Genomic DNA, 18464 nt, shown 5'->3' on the forward strand with positions numbered 1-18464 from the left:
GTCGCCGCCCGTCGCCCGCCGCCGCCCGCCGTCGCCCCGCGCCCCTCACGCCGTGAGCGGCGACCGACGGAGCACGCGCGCGCCCCGGCGTGACCCGGGCTGGTCGGCGCCGCGGGCGGCATCGGGGAGAATGGCCCGTATGAGCGATCGTTCCCCCGAGCCCACCGCCCCGCACCGTGCGGGTTTCGCCTGCTTCGTCGGCCGCCCCAACGCGGGCAAGTCGACCCTGACCAACGCACTGGTGGGCACCAAGGTCGCGATCACCTCGAACCGGCCGCAGACCACCCGCCACACCGTCCGCGGCATCGTGCACCGGCCGGACGCCCAGCTGGTGCTGGTGGACACGCCCGGCCTGCACAAGCCGCGCACGCTGCTGGGCGAGCGGCTCAACGACGTCGTGCGCACCACCTGGGCCGAGGTCGACGTCATCGGCTTCTGCCTGCCGGCCGACCAGAAGATCGGCCCGGGCGACAAGTTCATCGCCAAGGAGCTCGCGGGGATCAGGAAGACCCCCAAGATCGCCATCGTGACCAAGACCGACCTGGTCGACTCCAAGGCGCTCGCCGAGCAGCTGATCGCCGTCCAGCAGCTCGGCCAGGAGCTCGGCATCGAGTGGGCCGAGATCATCCCGGTCTCGGCGGTGGGCGACCAGCAGGTCAAGCTCGTCGCCGACCTGCTCGTCCCGCTGCTGCCGGAGAGCCCCCCGCTGTACCCGGAGGGCGACCTCACCGACGAGCCCGAGATGGTGATGGTGGCGGAGCTGATCCGCGAGGCCGCGCTGGAGGGCGTACGCGACGAGCTGCCGCACTCCATCGCCGTGGTCGTCGAGGAGATGATCCCGCGCGAGAACCGCCCGGCCGACAAGCCGCTGCTGGACATCCACGCAAACGTCTACATCGAGCGGCCCAGCCAGAAGGGCATCATCATCGGCCCGAAGGGCTCCCGGCTGAAGGAGGTGGGCATGAAGTCGCGCAAGCACATCGAGGCCCTCCTGGGGACCCCGGTCTTCCTCGACCTCCACGTGAAGGTGGCCAAGGACTGGCAGCGCGACCCCAAGCAGCTGCGCAAGCTGGGCTTCTGACCGACGTCCGGCCGGCCGGCCCCGGGCGGGGCCGCGCGGGGCCGGGTGTGGGGCCGGTATGCGGCGGCCCGGCCCGTCAGGCCGTGCGCCGGACCTTGAGCGTGTTGTCGAAGCCGGGCCCCGGCCGGGCGGCCTCCGCCCCCGTCCGGGCGTGCTCCGCGCAGACCAGCACCTCCCAGGCGCCCTCGGGCAGTTCCAGGTCCGCCAGCACCTTCTCGGGGGTGGGCAGGTCCATGTCCGGGTGCGGGCTGTCGTGGCCGGGCGCCGATCCGCCGTGCCCGACCACCAGCAGCACCCCGCCCGGGGCGACGGCCGCGGCGGCGGACCGCAGGATCCGCTCCCGGGGCATGTCGCCGGGGCTGTGCAGGAAGCAGGCCGAGACCAGGTCGTACTCCCCGGCGGGGAAGGACTCGCCCAGGTCGTGGCGCTCCCACTGCACCCGGTCCGCGACCCCGGCCTCCCGCGCGTGCTCGGCCGCCCGTTCCAGGGCGACCGCGGAGATGTCGGTGCCGGTCACCTGCCAGCCCCGGCGGGCGAGCCAGACCGCGTCGGCGCCCTCCCCGCAGCCGAGGTCGAGGGCCCGCCCGGCGGGCAGCCCCTCGACCTCGCGGACCAGGACCGTGTTCGGATTGCCGCTCCAGATGCGGTCGCTCTCGCTGTAACGGGCGTCCCAGAACTCCGCCTCCGACGCGTGCGACGGCTGCCGGCGGTGCTGGTGCTCGTGCTGCTGGTGCTCGGGCTGGTGCGTGTGCTGCTGGTGCCGGTGCTCGGCCATGGCTGCCGCCTCTTCTCGCTACGGGGTCCGGGGACAGGGCCGATGCTGCGCCGGGCCCGCCGTACGGGGCAAACAACCTTGCCGGTTCGGCAAAACGCCCCGAGAACCTACGCCGCCGGCTCCGCAGGCTCCGCGATCAGCGCCGTCGCGACCCGGCGGAACCCCGCCCGCCCGTAGATCCGGGCCACGTCCTCGTCGCCCGCCGACAGGAACACCGTCCGCGCCCCGCGCGCCCGGGCCTCGGCCACCAGCGCCGCCGTGACCCCGAGCGCGAGCCCCTGCCGGCGGGCCGCCGGCAGGGTGCCGACGCCCACCACCTCGGCCACGTCGCCCACCGGGATGTACTGGCCGGCGCACAGCACCACGCCGTCCCGTACGGCCGCCGCCATCGCGGTACGGCCGGAGTCCAGCATCGCCGAGACGTGGGCCCGGCGGGACTCGGTCTCCGGCTCGGCCGCCTTGGCGGCCAGCTCCGCCGGCCCCGCTTCGCCCAGCGCCGTGCCCGGCGCGGCGAAGGCCAGCGCGGGTACCGCGACCGCCGACAGCAGCAGCGGGTCCGCGGCGCCCACCAGCCGCACCTCCGGATGCGGGGCCGCCGGCTCGGCCTCGGGGTCCAGCACCATCAGCGGGTATGCATGGACATGCAGTCCTGCCGCTTCCACGGCGGCCCGCAGCGAGGGACTGGTTTCGGCCACCCATTCGAAGGCCTCGGGCACCCCGAGCTCGCGCTGGCGCTCCAGGACCCGCCGCACATCCGCCGCCTGCACGTCCCGGGAGGAGACACCGAGCGTAGGGCGGGCGTAGTAGGGCCAGCCGTTGCCCTGCCGGACGAACAGGGTCAGCGGGCCGAAGTCCTCGGCCCGCGCCCCGCCGGCGCGCGGCGCGGAGTCGTAGTAGCGCTCAAGGTCATCAAGAATAGTCACCGCGCCATAGAAGCAAAGAAGGCCAGGTCAAGCACCTTCTTTGAGCACCTTGGTGATCAACTGACGCTGGGCCTCCGTCAGATGGGGGTCCTGGCAGGTCACGGTGCTCCCGTCGACCGTGATCCGGTACGAGAACCCGTCCCGGACCCGGTCCCCGGCAGGTGGCGGCGGGCCCGGCCGCAGCGCGCGCCGGGCCAGGGCCTGCCACTCCTCCTCGTCGGGCCGGCCCGAGGTGTCCACCTCGGCCCTGCGCTCGATGCCCGCGAAACCGCCCGTCCGCTCCACGTGAATCCGCATGGGCACCTGTCTACACCGTCAGCCGGTGGGGACGCCCACCGTCGACCACGCCTTCAGCAGGGCCTGGTGCTCGGTGCCCCCGTCGCCGAACCGGGCCACCGCCGCCGCCACCGACAGCCGGGCGAAGTCGGCGAACCTGGCCTTCGTCCCCAGCTCGCCGCCGGTCAGCGTGTCGTACCAGATCTGCCCGGCCCGCTCCCAGGCCTTGCCGCCGAGCTCGGTGGCCAGCAGGTAGAAGGCGTGGTTGGGGATGCCGGAGTTGATGTGCACCCCGCCGTTGTCCCGGGAGGTGTTGACGTAGTCGTCCATCGTCGCCGGCTGCGGGTCCTTGCCGAGCTCGTCGTCGTCGTACGCGGTACCCGGCGCCTTCATCGAGCGCAGCGCGACCCCGGTGACGTTCGGGCCCAGCAGTCCGGCCCCGATCAGCCAGTCCGCCTGGTCGGCGGTCTGGTCCAGCGTGTACTGCTTGATCAGGGAGCCGAAGACGTCCGACATGGACTCGTTGAGCGCGCCGGCCTGCTTGTAGTACTCCAGGTTGGCCGTGTACTGCGTGACACCGTGCGCGAGCTCGTGGCCGATGATGTCGACGGAGACGGTGAAGTCGAGGAAGAGGTCGCCGTCGCCGTCGCCGAAGACCATCTGGCGGCCGTCCCAGAAGGCGTTGTTGTACTCCTCGCCGTAGTGGACGGTCGCGTCCAGGGCCAGGCCGGCGTCGTCGATCGAGTGGCGGCCGAAGGCCTTCAGGAAGAGCTCGAACGTCGCGCCGAGGCCCGCGTAGGCGCGGTTGACCGTGGCGTCCTTGTGCACCGGGTCGCCCTCGCCGCGCACCTTGGTCCCGGGCAGCCGGGTGCGGTGCTGGGCGTCGTAGACCGTCCGCTCGGGCTGGTCGGACGGGGGAGTGGTGAGCGCGGCCGGGGTGATGCCGCGGACGGTGGTGATCCGGCGCCGGGTGCGCTGGAGGGCGTCGTGCTCCAGGGTGCGCTGGGCGATGTCGGCGCGCCGGGTGTCCTCGGACCGGGCGATCCGGTCCAGCAGGTGCGGCGGCACGATGGTGCAGAAGACGGGGTGGACGGGGTGGGGGTCTCGACGGCTGGTGGCAGCATCCATAGAGCGAGAATGTGGCAGTGGGTCATGGGGCTGTCACTAGCTGCGACCATGATTCATTCGACTGTCTGAAAGGAGATGGGCCGCCGTTGACGGTTCGCCCGGACCTGGCCGGAATGAATGAGACTTACGCCACATAGGGTACAAATCGGACAGGCGGGTTCCGCATACTGAAACAGGCCCGCGCATCACGGCGCGGCTCGGCTAGGCTCGGCCCCATCATGCGTTTCGGGCTGCTCCTTCTTAGCTGCCGCGGCGAGGGCCTGTAGTCGTAGGCCGACCCCCTCCCCGCGGAGTCCGGTGTTGCGTCCTGTCGGCCGCTGAAGCGAACTGCACGCGGATCACGCGAGGAGCCTTACGCCATGAGCCAGACCATCGGTCGCCGCACGCCCGTCACCAACGCCACGCACACGCAGCAGCCGTCCGGGATGCCGATCCACAAGTACGGCGTCTACGAGCAGGTGGACCTGCCGGACCGCACGTGGCCCGAGCAGCGGATCACCAAGGCCCCGCGCTGGCTGTCCACCGACCTGCGCGACGGCAACCAGGCCCTGATCGACCCGATGAGCCCCGCCCGCAAGCGCGAGATGTTCGACCTGCTGGTGCGCATGGGCTACAAGGAGATCGAGGTCGGCTTCCCGTCCGCCAGCGACACCGACTTCGCCTTCGTACGCTCCATCATCGAAGAGGGCTCGATCCCGGACGACGTCACCATCTCCGTGCTGACCCAGGCCCGCGAGGACCTGATCGAGCGCACCGTGGAGTCCCTGCGCGGCGCCAGGCGGGCGACCGTGCACATGTACAACGCGACCGCTCCGACCTTCCGCCGGGTGGTCTTCCGCGGCTCCAAGGAGCAGATCAAGCAGATCGCCGTCGACGGCACCCGCCTGGTCATGGAGTACGCCGAGAAGATCCTGGGCGACGAGACGGTCTTCGGCTACCAGTACAGCCCCGAGATCTTCACCGACACCGAGCTGGACTTCGCCCTGGAGGTCTGCGAGGCGGTCTGCGACGTCTGGCAGCCCGAGGAGGGCCGCGAGATCATCCTGAACCTGCCCGCCACCGTGGAGCGTTCGACGCCGTCCACGCACGCGGACCGCTTCGAGTGGATGTCCCGCAACCTGACCCGCCGCGAGTACGTCTGCCTGTCCGTGCACCCGCACAACGACCGCGGCACCGCGGTTGCCGCGGCCGAGCTGGCCATCATGGCCGGCGCCGACCGCATCGAGGGCTGCCTGTTCGGGCAGGGCGAGCGCACCGGCAACGTCGACCTGGTCACCCTGGGCATGAACCTGTTCTCGCAGGGCGTGGACCCGCAGATCGACTTCTCCCAGATCGACGAGATCCGCCGCACCTCCGAGTACTGCAACCAGATGGAGGTCCACCCGCGCCACCCCTACGCGGGCGACCTGGTCTACACCGCCTTCTCCGGCTCCCACCAGGACGCCATCAAGAAGGGCTTCGACGCCATGGAGGCCGACGCGGCCGCCGCCGGCAAGACCGTGGACGAGATCGAGTGGGCCGTGCCGTACCTGCCCATCGACCCCAAGGACGTCGGCCGCTCCTACGAGGCCGTCATCCGCGTCAACTCGCAGTCCGGCAAGGGTGGTGTCGCGTACGTCCTGAAGAACGACCACAAGCTGGACCTGCCGCGCCGGATGCAGATCGAGTTCTCGAAGATCATCCAGGCCAAGACCGACGCCGAGGGCGGCGAGGTCACGCCCAAGGACATCTGGAACGTCTTCCAGGACGAGTACCTGCCGAACCCGGACAACCCGTGGGGCCGCATCCAGCTGCTGGCCGGCACGACGGCGACCGACAAGGACGGCACGGACACGCTGACCGTCGAGGCGGTCGTGGACGGCGTGGAGACGGTGCTGACCGGTACCGGCAACGGTCCGATCTCCGCCTTCTTCGACGCCCTGGCCGGCATCGGCATCGACGCCCGCCTGCTGGACTACACCGAGCACACGATGAGCGAGGGCGCCTCCGCCCAGGCCGCCTCGTACATCGAGTGCGCGATCGACGGCCGGGTGCTGTGGGGCATCGGCATCGACGCCAACACCACCCGCGCCTCCCTGAAGGCCGTCATCTCGGCCGTCAACCGCGCGGGCCGCTGACCCCGGCCCCCGGGCACCTGTGCCACCGCCGACCCCCGCGCCTCCCTGGAGAGGGAGGCGCGGGGGTCGCCCGTACGTCAGCGGGCCGGTTGACGCGCTCCTCCCGCGTGAAGCCGGCGCAGAGAGCAGAGGGCGCACGGAGGGCGTTCGGGGGCGCACTTCGGCCAAGTGCGCGCGCCGGGACATGTTGTCTTGTCACACGGCTGACGCATCCTCACCGATGTGGCTAACATCACGCCAACAACCCGGAGATGCTGCCTGGGGCACCTTCCGTGCCCGGAGGGCTACTGGGGGAGTTACGGAGGTCGACGTGCTGCCAGCTCGGGGTGGGACCAGCCGGAAAGTCTTCGTCTGGGGGGTCCGTACCACCTGGAACACCGTGGGGGACGGCGAGTTCTTCTGCCCGGGCTGCGGGGGTGACCGCAACTACCGCCGCCGCACGGGCCGCCGCCGGTTCGCCGTGCTCGGCGTGCCGCTGATGCCGCGCGGACAGGTCGGGCCCGTGGTCGAGTGCGGCGGCTGCCGCGACCGCTTCGACACCGACGTCCTGGACCACCCCACCACCACCCGCTTCTCGGCGATGCTGCGCGACGCGGTGCACACCGTCACCCTCGCCGTCCTCGCCGCGGGCGGCACCGCCTCGCGCTCCGCGCTGGAGGCCGCCGCGGCCGCCGTACGGGGCGCCGGCTTCCAGGACTGCACCGAGGAGCAGCTGGAGGCCCTCGTGGACGCCCTGAGCCTGGAGGAGGGCCGGCTGCCGGGCTTCCACGACGGCCCGGACTGCTGCGGTGCCGCCCTCTCGATCGAGCTGCACGAGGCCCTGGAGCCGCTGGCGCCGCACCTCGCCGCCGCGGGCCGGGAGTCGGTGCTGCTCCAGGGCGCGCGGATCGCGCTCGCGGACGGCCCGTACACCCCCGCGGAGCGGGAGGTGCTGGCCACGGTGGGCGCCGCGCTGCGCCTGGGCTCCGACGAGGTCTCGCGGCTGCTGGCGGCCGTGCGCAGTTCCTCGTAACGATCCGGCCAAGCCGGCGCCGGAAGCCGGCTGCGAGAACGACGGACGAAGCCGTTCCGGTGTGTGGCCATCCACCAGGTGGACACCCGGAACGGCTTCCGCTGTTTGCGGGAGCGCAAGATCTGGATGCCTGGTGTCCGGCTGTTGCCGCGGGATTGCTGCCACTCCAGGGATGGTTTTTCGCCATGGCGAAGATTGCATCCGATCGGCGTGGCGGCTTCCGCATAGCCCACCCCGGGGGCGTCTGCCACTGGAGGAACCCACAGAAACGATGCGCTGCTACCTCAACGATTTGTAGAAGCCGACGATACCTGTGAGGCCGCGCACAGACGTTCAATTCCGGTCACACGACGAGACGCCGGCTGTAACACAGCGGGGCTTCGATCCACGTGAACGCACTGAAACCCTGGCCGGGACCACGCACCACGATCCGCGCCGCCCAGGGATAACCAGATCTCCTCTCACTTACCTACCTCCCTGAAGGACAAGGCAGAGATGGCACGTGTCGCCGCCCGGCTTTCCGCTGACGGAGAGCAGAGCAAGCACCCGGTCGACGAGGTGCTCCCCCTTCCCAAGCTCGCGCTGTACGGCTTCCAGCACGTACTCGCCTTCTACGCCGGCGCGGTGATCGTCCCGATCATCGTCGGCAACGCGCTGAAGCTGAGCCCCGAGCAGCTGGTCTACCTGATCAACGCGGACCTCTTCACCTGCGGTATCGCCTCGATCATCCAGGCCTTCGGCATCGGCCGGATCGGCGCGCGGCTGCCGCTGATCCAGGGCGTCACCTTCACCGCGGTGTCCCCGATGATCGCCATCGGCCTGGGCGCCGGCGGCGGGACGGCCGCCCTGCTGGCGATCTACGGCGCCGTGATCACCGCCGGTATCGCCACGTTCGCCTTCGCCTGGCTGCCGGCCAGGGCGTTCAGGGCGGTCATGCGGCTCTTCCCGCCGGTGGTCACCGGCACCGTGATCACGGTCCTCGGCATCGTGCTGCTGCCGGTCGGCCTGAACGACGCGGCGGGCGGCCTCGGCAGCCCCGACTTCGGCGACCCGAAGAACTTCGCCTACGCCGGCGGCACGATGCTCTTCATCCTCGTCCTGATGAAGCTCGGCAAGCCGTTCCTGTCCTCCATCGCCATCCTGCTCGGCCTGGTCGGCGGCACCGCGGTCGCCTTCCTCCTCGGGGACGCCAAGTTCGGCGACGTGTCCAAGGCGGACTGGATCGGCGTCACCACCCCGTTCCACTTCGGCATGCCGAAGTTCGAGTGGTTCCCGATCGTCCTGATGCTCATCGTCATGCTGATCACCATGGTCGAGACCACCGGTGACACGTACGCGGTCGGTGACATCGTGGGCAAGGAGGTCGACAGCGAGACCGTGGCCCGCGCCCTGCGCGCCGACGGCGCCGCGACCGCGCTGGGTGGCGTGCTCAACTCCTTCCCGTACGTCGCCTTCGCCGAGAACGTCGGCCTGGTGCGGATGACCAAGGTCAAGAGCCGCTTCGTGGTCGTCGCCGCCGGTGCCTTCATGATCGTCCTGGGTCTGCTGCCGAAGGCCGCCGCCATCGTCGCCTCCGTCCCGCACGGGGTCCTCGGCGGCGCCGCGACCGTCATGTTCGGCATGGTCGCGCTGGCCGGTATCCAGACCCTTGCCAAGGTCGACCTGAAGGAGGAGAAGAACGCGCTGGTCGTGGGCGTCTCCCTGGCCTTCGCCCTGCTCCCCGCGACCGTGCCGGTGTTCTTCTCGCCCAAGCACATGGACGCCGACCTGTCCTCGCTGCTCAACAGCGGTGTCACCCTCGGCGCCACGGCGGCCATCGTCCTCAACCTGATCTTCAACGGCCCGGCCAAGGACGACGCCCACGGCGCCGTGGCCGAGATCCCGGCGCCGGCCCCCGCGCCGGCCGAGGAGTCGGAGGGGACGCCGGAGGAGGCGCCGGCGGAGGCGTCGGCCGCTGAGTCCCGGTCCGCCGAGGGCGAGGCCGCCGAGGCCGCCGAGGACACCCCGGCCGCCCCGGCGAAGTCCGCGGAGGGCGAAGCAGCCCCGGCGCCGACCGCCTAGAGCCTCCCAAGGGGTGCCCCGGCCGGGAGGTCCGCCCGGCCGGGGCGCTGCGGCTCCCCGGTACGGGAGAATGGCCGCATGAGTCTGTTCCGCGACGACGGCATCGTGCTGCGCACCCAGAAGCTGGGCGAGGCGGACCGCATCATCACCCTCCTGACCCGCGGCCAGGGGCGGGTGCGGGCGGTGGCACGCGGCGTACGGCGGACCAAGTCCAAGTTCGGCGCCCGGCTGGAACCTTTCTCCCATGTCGACGTGCAGTTCTTCGCACGCGGCAGCGACCTCGTCGGCCGCACCCTGCCGCTGTGCACGCAGGCCGAGACCATCGCCCCGTACGGCAACGGCATCGTCACCGACTACGCCCGCTACACCGCCGGCACCGCGATGCTGGAGACCGCCGAGCGCTTCACCGACCAGGAGGGCGAACCCGCCGTGCAGCAGTACCTGCTGCTGGTCGGCGCCCTGCGCACGCTCGCCCGCGGCGAGCACCAGCCCCATCTCGTCCTCGACGCCTTCCTGCTGCGCTCGCTCGCAGTCAACGGCTACGCGCCCAGCTTCCAGGACTGCGCAAAATGCGGCATCCACGGCCCCAACCGGCACTTCTCGGTCGCCGCCGGCGGCGTCGTATGCGGCGACTGCCGGGTTCCCGGAAGCGTCGTACCATCTGCTGAGGCCATCGGGCTGCTCAGCGCCCTGCTGACGGGGGACTGGGCGACCGCCGACGCGGCGGAGCCGCGGTACGTGCGCGAGGGGAGCGGACTCGTCTCCGCCTATCTGCACTGGCATCTGGAGCGCGGGCTGCGCTCCTTGCGTTACGTAGAGAAGTGACCAGATCGGAGACGAAAGCGCCATGGCAGTACGCGGATTCCTGGGACGCTCCCGCCGCGAGTACACGCTCCCCGAGCCGCACCCGTCCGGGGCCACGCCGCCGAAGATCCCGGGCGAGCTGGTGCCGGAGCATGTCGCGATCGTGATGGACGGCAACGGCCGCTGGGCCAAGGACCGCGGCCTGCCGCGCACCGAGGGCCACAAGGTCGGCGCCGAGCGGGTCCTGGACGTCCTCCAGGGCGCGATCGAGATGGGCGTCGGCAACATCTCGCTGTACGCCTTCTCCACCGAGAACTGGAAGCGCTCGCCCGACGAGGTGCGCTTCCTGATGAACTTCAACCGCGACTTCATCCGCAAGACCCGCGACCAGCTCGACGCGCTCGGCATCCGGGTGCGCTGGGCCGGCCGGATGCCCAGGCTGTGGAAGTCGGTGGCCAAGGAGCTCCAGATCGCCCAGGAGCAGACCAAGGACAACGACAAGCTGACGCTGTACTTCTGCATGAACTACGGCGGCCGGGCGGAGATCGCCGACGCCGCCCAGGCCCTCGCCGCGGACGTGAAGGCCGGCCGGCTGGACCCGTCGAAGGTCAACGAGAAGACCCTCGCGAAGTACCTGTACTACCCGGACATGCCGGACGTGGACCTGTTCCTGCGCCCGAGCGGCGAGCAGCGCACCTCCAACTACCTGATCTGGCAGAGCGCGTACGCCGAGATGGTCTTCCAGGACGTGCTGTGGCCGGACTTCGACCGGCGCGACCTGTGGCGGGCCTGCCTGGAGTACGCCCAGCGCGACCGCCGCTTCGGCGGCGCCCTGCCCAACGAGATCCCCGGGCAGGCCGGCGGCGCCTGAGCAGGCCGAAGGGCCGGCGCCGCTCCTGGCGGTGCCGGCCGACCGGCTGCTACGGGCCGCGGTCCGGGCTCAGCCGGCGGCGGCCGCGCAGTCCGCGCAGGTGCCGAAGATCTCCACGGTGTGGGCCACGTTCACGAACCCGTGCTCCGCCGCGATCGACTCGGCCCACTTCTCCACCGCCGGGCCCTCCACCTCGACCGCCTTGCCGCACTTGCGGCAGACCAGGTGATGGTGGTGGTCGCCCGTGGAGCAGCGGCGGTAGACGGACTCGCCGTCGCTGGTGCGCAGGACGTCCACCTCGCCTGCGTCGGCGAGGGACTGGAGGGTGCGGTAGACGGTGGTCAGGCCCACGGAGGCGCCGCGGTGCTTGAGCATGTCGTGCAGCTCCTGGGCGCTGCGGAACTCGTCCACCTCGTCCAGTGCCGCAGCCACGGCGGCCCGCTGCCGGGTGGATCGTCCTCGTACTGGCGCGGTATTCGTCTCGCCAGGCGCAGTCGCCACCGGTTCCTCCTCGCCTCGGGCCCCGAGGGGCGGCCTCCGGGCCAATTGTGCCAGGCCTCAGGACGCGGCCCGGACCTTCACATCGTCCCTCGTGCACACCTCCTCGGCGGCGCGGGCCGCATTCGCCCGGCGCCGGGCCAGCGGCGCGGACAGGGCGGTGGTCGCGAGGAAGACGCCGATGGCGATCAGCACGATCGTGGCGCCGGAGGGCACGTCGACGTAGTACGTGGCCGCCGTCCCGCCCAGCGAGACGGCGAGGCTGATCGCGATGGCCAGGCCCAGCGTGGCGGCGAAACCGCGGGTCACCCGCTGGGCGGCCGCGACCGGGATCACCATCATGGCGCTGACCAGCAGCAGGCCCACGATGCGCATCGCGACCGTCACGGTGACCGCGGCCGTGACCGCGAGCAGGAGGTTCAGGGCGCGCACCGGGAGCCCGGTGACCTTGGCGAACTCCTCGTCCTGGCAGACGGCGAACAGCTGCCGGCGCAGTCCGATGGTCACCGCGATGACGAAGGCTGCGAGGATCAGCATGGCTGTGACGTCCTCGGGAGCCACCGTGGTGATGGAGCCGAACATCGCGCTGACCAGGTTGGTCGTGGAGCCGTTCGGCGCCAGGTTGATGATCATGACGCCGCCGGCCAGGCCGCCGTAGAAGAGCATCGCGAGCGCCACGTCGCCGCTGGTCCTGCCGCGGGAGCGGATCAGCTCCATGCCGACCGCGCCGACCACGGCGACCAGGGTGGCCATCCACACCGGGCTGGTGTTCAGCAGGAAGCCGAGGGCAACGCCGGTCATGGCGACGTGGCCGAGGCCGTCGCCCATCACGGCCTGGCGGCGCTGGACCAGGTACGTGCCGATGGCGGGGGCCGTGATGCCGACCAGGGCGGCGGCGATCAGCGCCCGCTGCATGAAGGCGTAGTTCAGGAGGTCCATCAGCTCAGCAGTCCCGTCCGGAGCGGCTCGGCGTCGTGCGCCGCGTGGGGGTGTACGTGGTCATGGCCGGGCAGCGCGTGCTGGCCCACAGCCTTCGGGGGCGGCCCGTCGTGGACGACGCAGCCGTCGCGCAGGACGACGGCCCGGCTGATCAGCGGCTCCAGGGGGCCGAGTTCGTGCAGTACGAGCAGCACGGTGGAGCCCGCCTTGACCTGCTCGCGCAGGGCGTTGGCCAGCACCTCCTGGTTGGCGAGGTCCACGCCGGCCATCGGCTCGTCCATGATCAGCAGCTCGGGCTCGACGGCGAGGGCGCGGGCGATCAGCACCCGCTGGTGCTGGCCGCCGGAGAGGGCGTTGACGGAGACGTCGGCGTGCGACTCCATGTCGACCAGGGCCAGGGCCCGCTCCACGGCGGCCCGGTCGGCCTTGCGCAGCAGCCCGAAGCGGGTGCGGGCCAGCCGGCCCGAGGAGACGACCTCGCGGACGGTGGCCGGGACGCCGCTGGCGGCGGTGGTGCGCTGGGGCACGTACCCGATGCGCGACCACGCGCGGAACTGCTTCAGGTCCGTGCCGAAGAGGGACAGCTCGCCGCTGCTCAGCGGGACCTGGCCGACCACCGACCGGACGGCGGTGGACTTGCCCGAGCCGTTGGCACCGAGCAGCGCGACGACCTCGCCGCGCCGGACCGTGAGGTCGACGCCGCGCAGCACGGGGCGCGAGCCGAGCGAGGCCGTGGCCCCGCGCAGGGATATGACGGGCTGGTCCAGGGCCGCCGCGGGCGTGGACTGCATGGCGCGCGCCTCCGTTACTGCCATTACTTGCTACCGAGTGCCTTCTGCAGGTTCTTCAGGTTGGAGCGCATGACCTCGAAGTAGTCAGCACCCTGCGACTTCTCGGTGATGCCCTCCAGCGGGTCGAGGACGTCGGTCTTCAGGCCGGTGTCCGCGGCGAGGGACCGGGCGGTCTTGTCGCTGGCGAGGGTCTCGAAGAAGACGGTGGTGACATTCTCCCGCTTGGCGACCTCCTGGAGATCCTTCATCCGGGCCGGGCTGGGCTCGGACTCGGGGTCGACGCCGGAGATGCCCTCCTGGTCGAGGCCGTAGCGCTCGGCGAGGTAGCCGAAGGCGGCGTGGGTGGTGATGAACGTCCTGGTGGCGGTGTTCTTCAGGCCGTCCTTGAACTCGGTGTCCAGGGCGGTCAGTTTCGCCACGAGCTCGTCGGTGTTCCTGCGGTAGTCGGCCGCGTGGTCCGGGTCGGCCTTCTCCAGGCTCTTGCCGACGCCCTGGGCGACCTGCGCGTACTTGGCGGGGTCGAGCCAGATGTGGGGGTCGGCGCCGGCCTCGCCCTCCTTGGCGTGGTCGTCGTGGCCGCCCTCGCCCTCCTGGCCGCCCTCGTGGGAGTGGCCGGAGGCGCCGTGGGACTCCAGCTCGGTGAGGGTGGCGGCGTCGACGACGTTCTTCGCGCCGGACTGGGCGACGGCCTTGTCGACGGCGGGCTGGAGGGACTTGAGGTAGAGGACCACGTCCGCCTCGCCCAGCTGGGCGGTCTGCTTCGGGGTGATCTCCAGGTCGTGCGGCTCGACGCCCGGCTTGGTCAGCGAGGTGGCCGTCACGTGGTCCTTGCCGATCTGCTCGGCGAGGAACAGCAGGGGGTAGAACGACGCCGTCACGTCGATCTTGCCGTCCTGGCCGCCCTTGTCGCCGCCCGCGGCGTTCGCGCCGGAGCAGGCGGTCAGGGCCGTCGCGCCGAGGGCGACGGCCGCGGCGAGGGCGGTGGCGGGTATGAGGCGTCGTACGTTCATGACATCCATTTTCATCAAAGATGGAAACGGTTGTCAAAAACCCTGGTGAGAGGCCGGAGAAGGGGTATCCGATTTGAAAGGGGAGGGGCGGGCGCCGGTAACCTGAGGCATTCGCGTTCGTCCTCGTAATGAAGAGAGCATCGTGGCCGCCGACAAGATCGACACCATCGTCAGCCTCAGCAAGCGCCGTGGCTTCGTCTACCCGTGCAGCGAGATCTACGGCGGCCAGCGTGCCGCCTGGGACTACGGACCGCTGGGTGTCGAGCTCAAGGAGAACATCAAGCGCCAGTGGTGGAAGGCGATGGTCACCTCCCGCGAGGACGTCGTCGGCATCGACTCCTCCGTGATCCTCGCCCCCGAGGTCTGGGTCGCCTCCGGCCACGTGGCCACGTTCTCGGACCCGCTGACCGAGTGCACCTCCTGCCACAAGCGCCACCGCGCCGACCACCTGGAGGAGGCCTACGAGGCCAAGCACGGCCACCTCCCGGCGAACGGCCTGGCCGACGTCAACTGCCCCAACTGCGGCGTGAAGGGCCAGTTCACCGAGCCCAAGCAGTTCTCCGGCATGCTGGAGACCCACCTCGGCCCGACCCAGGACACCGGTTCCAAGGCGTACCTGCGCCCGGAGACCGCCCAGGGCATCTTCACCAACTTCGCCGCTGTGCAGCAGACTTCCCGCAAGAAGCCGCCGTTCGGCATCGCGCAGATGGGCAAGTCCTTCCGCAACGAGATCACCCCGGGCAACTTCATCTTCCGCACCCGCGAGTTCGAGCAGATGGAGATGGAGTTCTTCGTCAAGCCGGGCGAGGACGAGCAGTGGCAGGAGTACTGGATGCAGGAGCGGTGGAACTGGTACCGCGACCTCGGCATCCGCGAGGAGAACATCCGCTGGTACGAGCACCCGAAGGAGAAGCTGTCCCACTACTCGAAGCGCACCGCCGACATCGAGTACCGCTTCAACTTCGGCGGCAGTGAGTTCTCCGAGCTCGAAGGCGTGGCCAACCGCACCGACTTCGACCTCAAGGCGCACGGCGAGGCCTCCGGCCAGGACCTGTCCTTCTTCGACCAGGAGGCCGGCGAGCGCTACGTCCCGTACGTCATCGAGCCCGCGGCCGGTGTCAACCGCGCCATGCTCGCCTTCATGCTCGACGCGTACATCGAGGACGAGGCCCCCAACGCCAAGGGCGTCATGGAGAAGCGCACCGTGATGCGCCTCGACCCGCGCCTGTCCCCGGTCAAGGTCGCCGTCCTGCCGCTGTCCCGCAACGAGAAGCTGTCGCCGAAGGCCAAGGGCCTCGCGGCGGACCTGCGGAAGTTCTGGAACATCGAGTTCGACGACGCCGGCGCCATCGGCCGCCGCTACCGCCGCCAGGACGAGATCGGTACGCCGTTCTGCGTCACCGTCGACTTCGACACCCTGGACGACAACGCCGTGACCGTGCGCGAGCGCGACACCATGAAGCAGGAGCGCGTCTCCCTGGACCAGATCCAGGCGTACCTGGGCGCCCGCCTGCTGGGCTGCTGAGCGGCACCGACGTCGAAGGCCGGTGGCCCGGCGCGCACCACGCGCGCCGGGCCACCGGCCTTCTGTCTTCCTGCTTCCTGTCTTCAGCTTTCTGCCTTCTGCCTTCTGCTTTCCGCGTGTCGTCAGGCGCGGGTGGCGGTGGTGCGCGCCGCCTCGGCCTCGGCCGCAGCGGCAGCCGCGGCCGCCCGCTTCTCGCCCTCCGCCTGGGACCGCTTGCCGTACCACGCGGTCCACAGGGCCAGCGCGCCCAGGACGCCGTAGATCATGAACGGGCTGAGCGTCACCATGGTGCTGGTGCTCAGCGTGTACGCCAGGGCGATGCGCACGGCCGCCTCCGTGACGTAGGCCACGCCCCAGACCGCCGTCATCACCCGCATGGTCCGGCGGAAGCCGTCGAACTGCCACAGGCCGTTCCACCAGGCCGTGCTCTCCGGGGTGCCGTCGGTGGCGAACTTGCGGCCGAAGTAGAACATCAGCGGCCGCGGCGCCAGCAGGGTGCCCAGGCAGAGCAGCCCGAACAGGGCCGTCACACCGGAGTCCTTGACCAGCAGGGCGCGCGCCGACTGGGCGCCGATCAGCGAGACGACGGCCGTGATGACGAGGAACACCAGCGTGACCACGGCGAATTCGTCCAGCTTGCGGCGCCAGGCCACCATGACGGCGCTGTCCAGGACCGGCCAGGCGCTGCTGACGAGCAGCGCGCCGAACTCGCTCCAGCCGTGGTTCTCGGTCAGCTGGTTGTAGGTGATGATCGGCGCCACGACATTGAGGCCGATGGTCAGGATCCAGCTGATGGCGGACGAGGCCCCGGACCGGGCCGGCGGTGCGGGCCGGTCGTTCCCGGATGCCTGAGTGGACATGGATTCCCCCTGGTTGTGCCTGGTGAGTGCAGTCGTGGGGAACCTAGGGCAGGGCGGGCCCCGGCCACCAGGACCCTCCGACCCAAATGATCACCAAGTTGTCCGGAACCCTCTACTCCGGACAGGCCGGCTCAGGCGCGCAGGCCTCGGACCACCAGGGCGGTGACCGCCTCGAACTCGGCCACGATGGTGGGCGAACGCCACTCGGCCGCGTACTGCGGGTCGTGGAAGCGCCCGGTCGCGTCGAAGACGGCACGGGCGGCCGCCGGCACGTCCGCGGCGGCGAGGCTGCCCGCGGCGACCCCCTCGCCGATGATCCGGCCCAGCTGGGCCACCAGCTGCTCCAGGTGCGCCTCGACCACCCCGCTGTTCTCGGCCAGCAGCACGCCGTACGTGGCGAACAGCTCGGGATCGTCGCCCGCCTTGTGCCGCTTGGCCTCGAAGAGCGCCTCCAGCCAGGCTTCGAGCTTGGCGGGAGCGGGCTGGGCGGGGGCCGCGGCGATCTCCTCCAGCCGGCCGACCGTCCTGCCGAGCCAGCGGTCGGTGACCGCCTCGCGCAGTGCGGCCTTGGAGGGGAAGTGCCGGTACACGCTGCCGTGGCTGACCCCCAGGGCCCGCGCCACGTCCACCACGGTGGCCTTCGTCGGGCCGTAGCGGCGCAGCACCTCCTCGGTGGTCTCGAGGATGCGCTCGGGGGTCAGGGGCTCGGTGGCAGCGGGTGGCATGTCTACGACCGTACCGCCCGCTCAGTGCTCGCTGTCGAGGTGGGCCATCTGCGCCTCCGGGTAGCGGGCGCCGGCGGCCGAGCCCTCCGGGACGGCCTGCTCCACCGCCGCCAGCTCCTCCGGGCCGAGGGTGACGTCCAGGGCGCCGAGCGCCTCGGCGAGCCGGTCCCGGCGGCGGGCGCCGACCAGCGGCACTATGTCCTCGCCGCGCGAGAGGACCCAGGCGATGGCTGTCTGGGCGACCGAGACGCCCCGGGCCTCGGCCACCTTGCGCAGGGCCTCGACCAGCTCCAGGTTGCGGTGCAGGTTCTCCCCCTGGAAGCGGGGGCTCATCCCGCGGAAGTCGCCCGGGGCGAGCAGCCGGTCGCGGCTGAAGTGACCGCTGATCAGGCCGCGGGAGAGCACGCCGTACGCCGTCACGCCGATGCCGAGCTCGCGGGCGGTGGGCAGGATCTCCCGCTCGATGCCCCGGGATATCAGCGAGTACTCGATCTGGAGGTCCGAGATCGGGGTGACCGCGGCGGCCCGCCGCAGGGTGTCCGCGCCGACCTCGGAGAGCCCGACGTGCCGGACGTGGCCCGCCTGGACCGCCTCGGCGATGGCGCCGACGGTCTCCTCGATCGGCACGTCGGGGTCCACGCGGGCGATCCGGTAGATGTCGATGTGGTCCCGGCCGAGCCGCTGCAGGGAGTAGGCCAGGAAGTTCTTCACGGCCTCCGGGCGGCCGTCGTATCCGGTGAAGGCGCCCTCCACGGTGCGCAGCGCGCCGAACTTCACGCTGGTCAGCGCCCGCTCCCGGGCGGCGGCGGGGGCCGTGCGCAGCGCCTCGTTGATCAGCAGCTCGTTGTGCCCCATCCCGTAGAAGTCGCCGGTGTCCAGGAGGGTGACGCCCGCGTCGAGGGCGGCATGGATGGTCGCGATCGACGCGGCGCGGTCGGCCTCGCCGTAGAGCGCGGACATCCCCATGCAGCCGAGGCCGAGCGGGAAGACCTCCGGGCCGGTGGTGCCGAGGGAACGGGGGGTTCGGGGGGTGTGGGTGTGCGTCGTCATGGGTACGAGAATGGCATG

Annotated in this window: 18 protein-coding genes; 7 read left to right on the forward strand and 11 right to left on the reverse strand. The window is 71.1% G+C overall.

Features of this window, described 5'->3' with window-relative positions:
- The first annotated feature begins 130 nt into the window (after window positions 1-130).
- Window positions 131-1081: a GTPase Era gene (gene era / locus GPJ59_RS07585; RefSeq protein WP_374200802.1), complete on the forward strand. Its 951-nt coding sequence runs from the start codon at window positions 131-133 to the stop codon at window positions 1079-1081.
- Between the two features lie 76 nt (window positions 1082-1157).
- Here the strand turns inward: era and GPJ59_RS07590 are convergent, their stop codons facing one another.
- The 4 genes from GPJ59_RS07590 to GPJ59_RS07605 all read right to left on the reverse strand — a co-directional run bounded on the left by GPJ59_RS07590 (window position 1158) and on the right by GPJ59_RS07605 (window position 4183).
- Window positions 1158-1856: an SAM-dependent methyltransferase gene (locus GPJ59_RS07590; protein WP_219665683.1), complete on the reverse strand. Its 699-nt coding sequence runs from the start codon at window positions 1854-1856 to the stop codon at window positions 1158-1160.
- A gap of 107 nt (window positions 1857-1963) precedes the next feature.
- Window positions 1964-2779: a GNAT family N-acetyltransferase gene (locus GPJ59_RS07595; protein WP_219665684.1), complete on the reverse strand. Its 816-nt coding sequence runs from the start codon at window positions 2777-2779 to the stop codon at window positions 1964-1966.
- Between the two features lie 27 nt (window positions 2780-2806).
- Window positions 2807-3076, reverse strand: a complete 270-nt coding sequence (locus tag GPJ59_RS07600; protein ID WP_219665685.1) for a protealysin inhibitor emfourin — start codon at window positions 3074-3076, stop codon at window positions 2807-2809.
- 18 nt (window positions 3077-3094) lie between these two features.
- On the reverse strand, window positions 3095-4183 hold the full coding sequence (locus GPJ59_RS07605; RefSeq protein WP_219665686.1) for a M4 family metallopeptidase: 1089 nt from the start codon (window positions 4181-4183) through the stop codon (window positions 3095-3097).
- Between the two features lie 359 nt (window positions 4184-4542).
- On the opposite strand from GPJ59_RS07605, the gene leuA reads away from it, so the two are divergent.
- The 5 genes from leuA (at window position 4543) to GPJ59_RS07630 (ending at window position 11048) form a co-directional block, all read left to right on the forward strand.
- A complete protein-coding gene (leuA, locus tag GPJ59_RS07610) occupies window positions 4543-6300 on the forward strand; it encodes a 2-isopropylmalate synthase (RefSeq protein ID WP_219665687.1) in 1758 nt (585 codons plus the stop codon).
- Between the two features lie 310 nt (window positions 6301-6610).
- Window positions 6611-7312, forward strand: a complete 702-nt coding sequence (locus GPJ59_RS07615) for a tellurite resistance TerB family protein (RefSeq protein ID WP_308120180.1) — start codon at window positions 6611-6613, stop codon at window positions 7310-7312.
- 495 nt (window positions 7313-7807) lie between these two features.
- Complete coding sequence (locus tag GPJ59_RS07620) at window positions 7808-9373, forward strand: nucleobase:cation symporter-2 family protein (RefSeq protein WP_219665689.1); 1566 nt, start codon at window positions 7808-7810, stop codon at window positions 9371-9373.
- A 78-nt stretch (window positions 9374-9451) separates the two neighbouring features.
- The gene (gene recO, locus GPJ59_RS07625) at window positions 9452-10198 is read left to right on the forward strand and encodes a DNA repair protein RecO (protein ID WP_219665690.1); all 747 of its coding nucleotides are present in this window, start codon (window positions 9452-9454) and stop codon (window positions 10196-10198) included.
- A 22-nt stretch (window positions 10199-10220) separates the two neighbouring features.
- Window positions 10221-11048 carry an isoprenyl transferase gene (locus GPJ59_RS07630; RefSeq protein ID WP_219665691.1) on the forward strand — a complete coding sequence of 276 codons (828 nt, stop codon included), beginning with the start codon at window positions 10221-10223 and terminating at the stop codon, window positions 11046-11048.
- Window positions 11049-11117: 69 nt separating this feature from the next.
- Here GPJ59_RS07630 and GPJ59_RS07635 read toward each other — a convergent pair whose 3' ends face one another.
- Genes GPJ59_RS07635 through GPJ59_RS07650 form a run of 4 tightly spaced genes read right to left on the reverse strand, consistent with a single transcriptional unit; the run spans window position 11118 to window position 14286 of the window.
- Window positions 11118-11549 (reverse strand): Fur family transcriptional regulator, encoded by a 432-nt coding sequence (locus GPJ59_RS07635; protein WP_219665692.1) that lies wholly within the window; start codon window positions 11547-11549, stop codon window positions 11118-11120.
- A gap of 57 nt (window positions 11550-11606) precedes the next feature.
- Complete coding sequence (locus GPJ59_RS07640; protein WP_219665693.1) at window positions 11607-12485, reverse strand: metal ABC transporter permease; 879 nt, start codon at window positions 12483-12485, stop codon at window positions 11607-11609.
- Entirely contained in the window at window positions 12485-13276 is a 792-nt protein-coding gene (locus GPJ59_RS07645) for a metal ABC transporter ATP-binding protein (RefSeq protein WP_219665694.1), read from the reverse strand. Before GPJ59_RS07645 ends, GPJ59_RS07640 begins: the two co-directional genes overlap by 1 nt.
- A 23-nt stretch (window positions 13277-13299) precedes the next feature.
- A complete protein-coding gene (locus GPJ59_RS07650; RefSeq protein ID WP_219665695.1) occupies window positions 13300-14286 on the reverse strand; it encodes a metal ABC transporter substrate-binding protein in 987 nt (328 codons plus the stop codon).
- Window positions 14287-14428: 142 nt separating this feature from the next.
- On the opposite strand from GPJ59_RS07650, the gene GPJ59_RS07655 reads away from it, so the two are divergent.
- Window positions 14429-15811: a glycine--tRNA ligase gene (locus GPJ59_RS07655; protein ID WP_219665696.1), complete on the forward strand. Its 1383-nt coding sequence runs from the start codon at window positions 14429-14431 to the stop codon at window positions 15809-15811.
- 122 nt (window positions 15812-15933) lie between these two features.
- On the opposite strand, the gene GPJ59_RS07660 is transcribed toward GPJ59_RS07655, so the two are convergent.
- The 3 genes from GPJ59_RS07660 to GPJ59_RS07670 all read right to left on the reverse strand — a co-directional run bounded on the left by GPJ59_RS07660 (window position 15934) and on the right by GPJ59_RS07670 (window position 18446).
- Window positions 15934-16671, reverse strand: coding sequence for a VC0807 family protein (locus tag GPJ59_RS07660; RefSeq protein ID WP_219665697.1), 738 nt, complete (start codon window positions 16669-16671; stop codon window positions 15934-15936).
- A gap of 131 nt (window positions 16672-16802) precedes the next feature.
- Window positions 16803-17396: a TetR/AcrR family transcriptional regulator gene (locus GPJ59_RS07665; RefSeq protein ID WP_219665698.1), complete on the reverse strand. Its 594-nt coding sequence runs from the start codon at window positions 17394-17396 to the stop codon at window positions 16803-16805.
- Between the two features lie 21 nt (window positions 17397-17417).
- Window positions 17418-18446, reverse strand: coding sequence for an aldo/keto reductase (locus GPJ59_RS07670; protein ID WP_219665699.1), 1029 nt, complete (start codon window positions 18444-18446; stop codon window positions 17418-17420).
- Between the last annotated feature and the right edge of the window lie 18 nt (window positions 18447-18464).

Source organism: Streptomyces bambusae (assembly GCF_019400985.1).
Lineage (GTDB): Bacteria > Actinomycetota > Actinomycetes > Streptomycetales > Streptomycetaceae > Streptomyces > Streptomyces bambusae_A.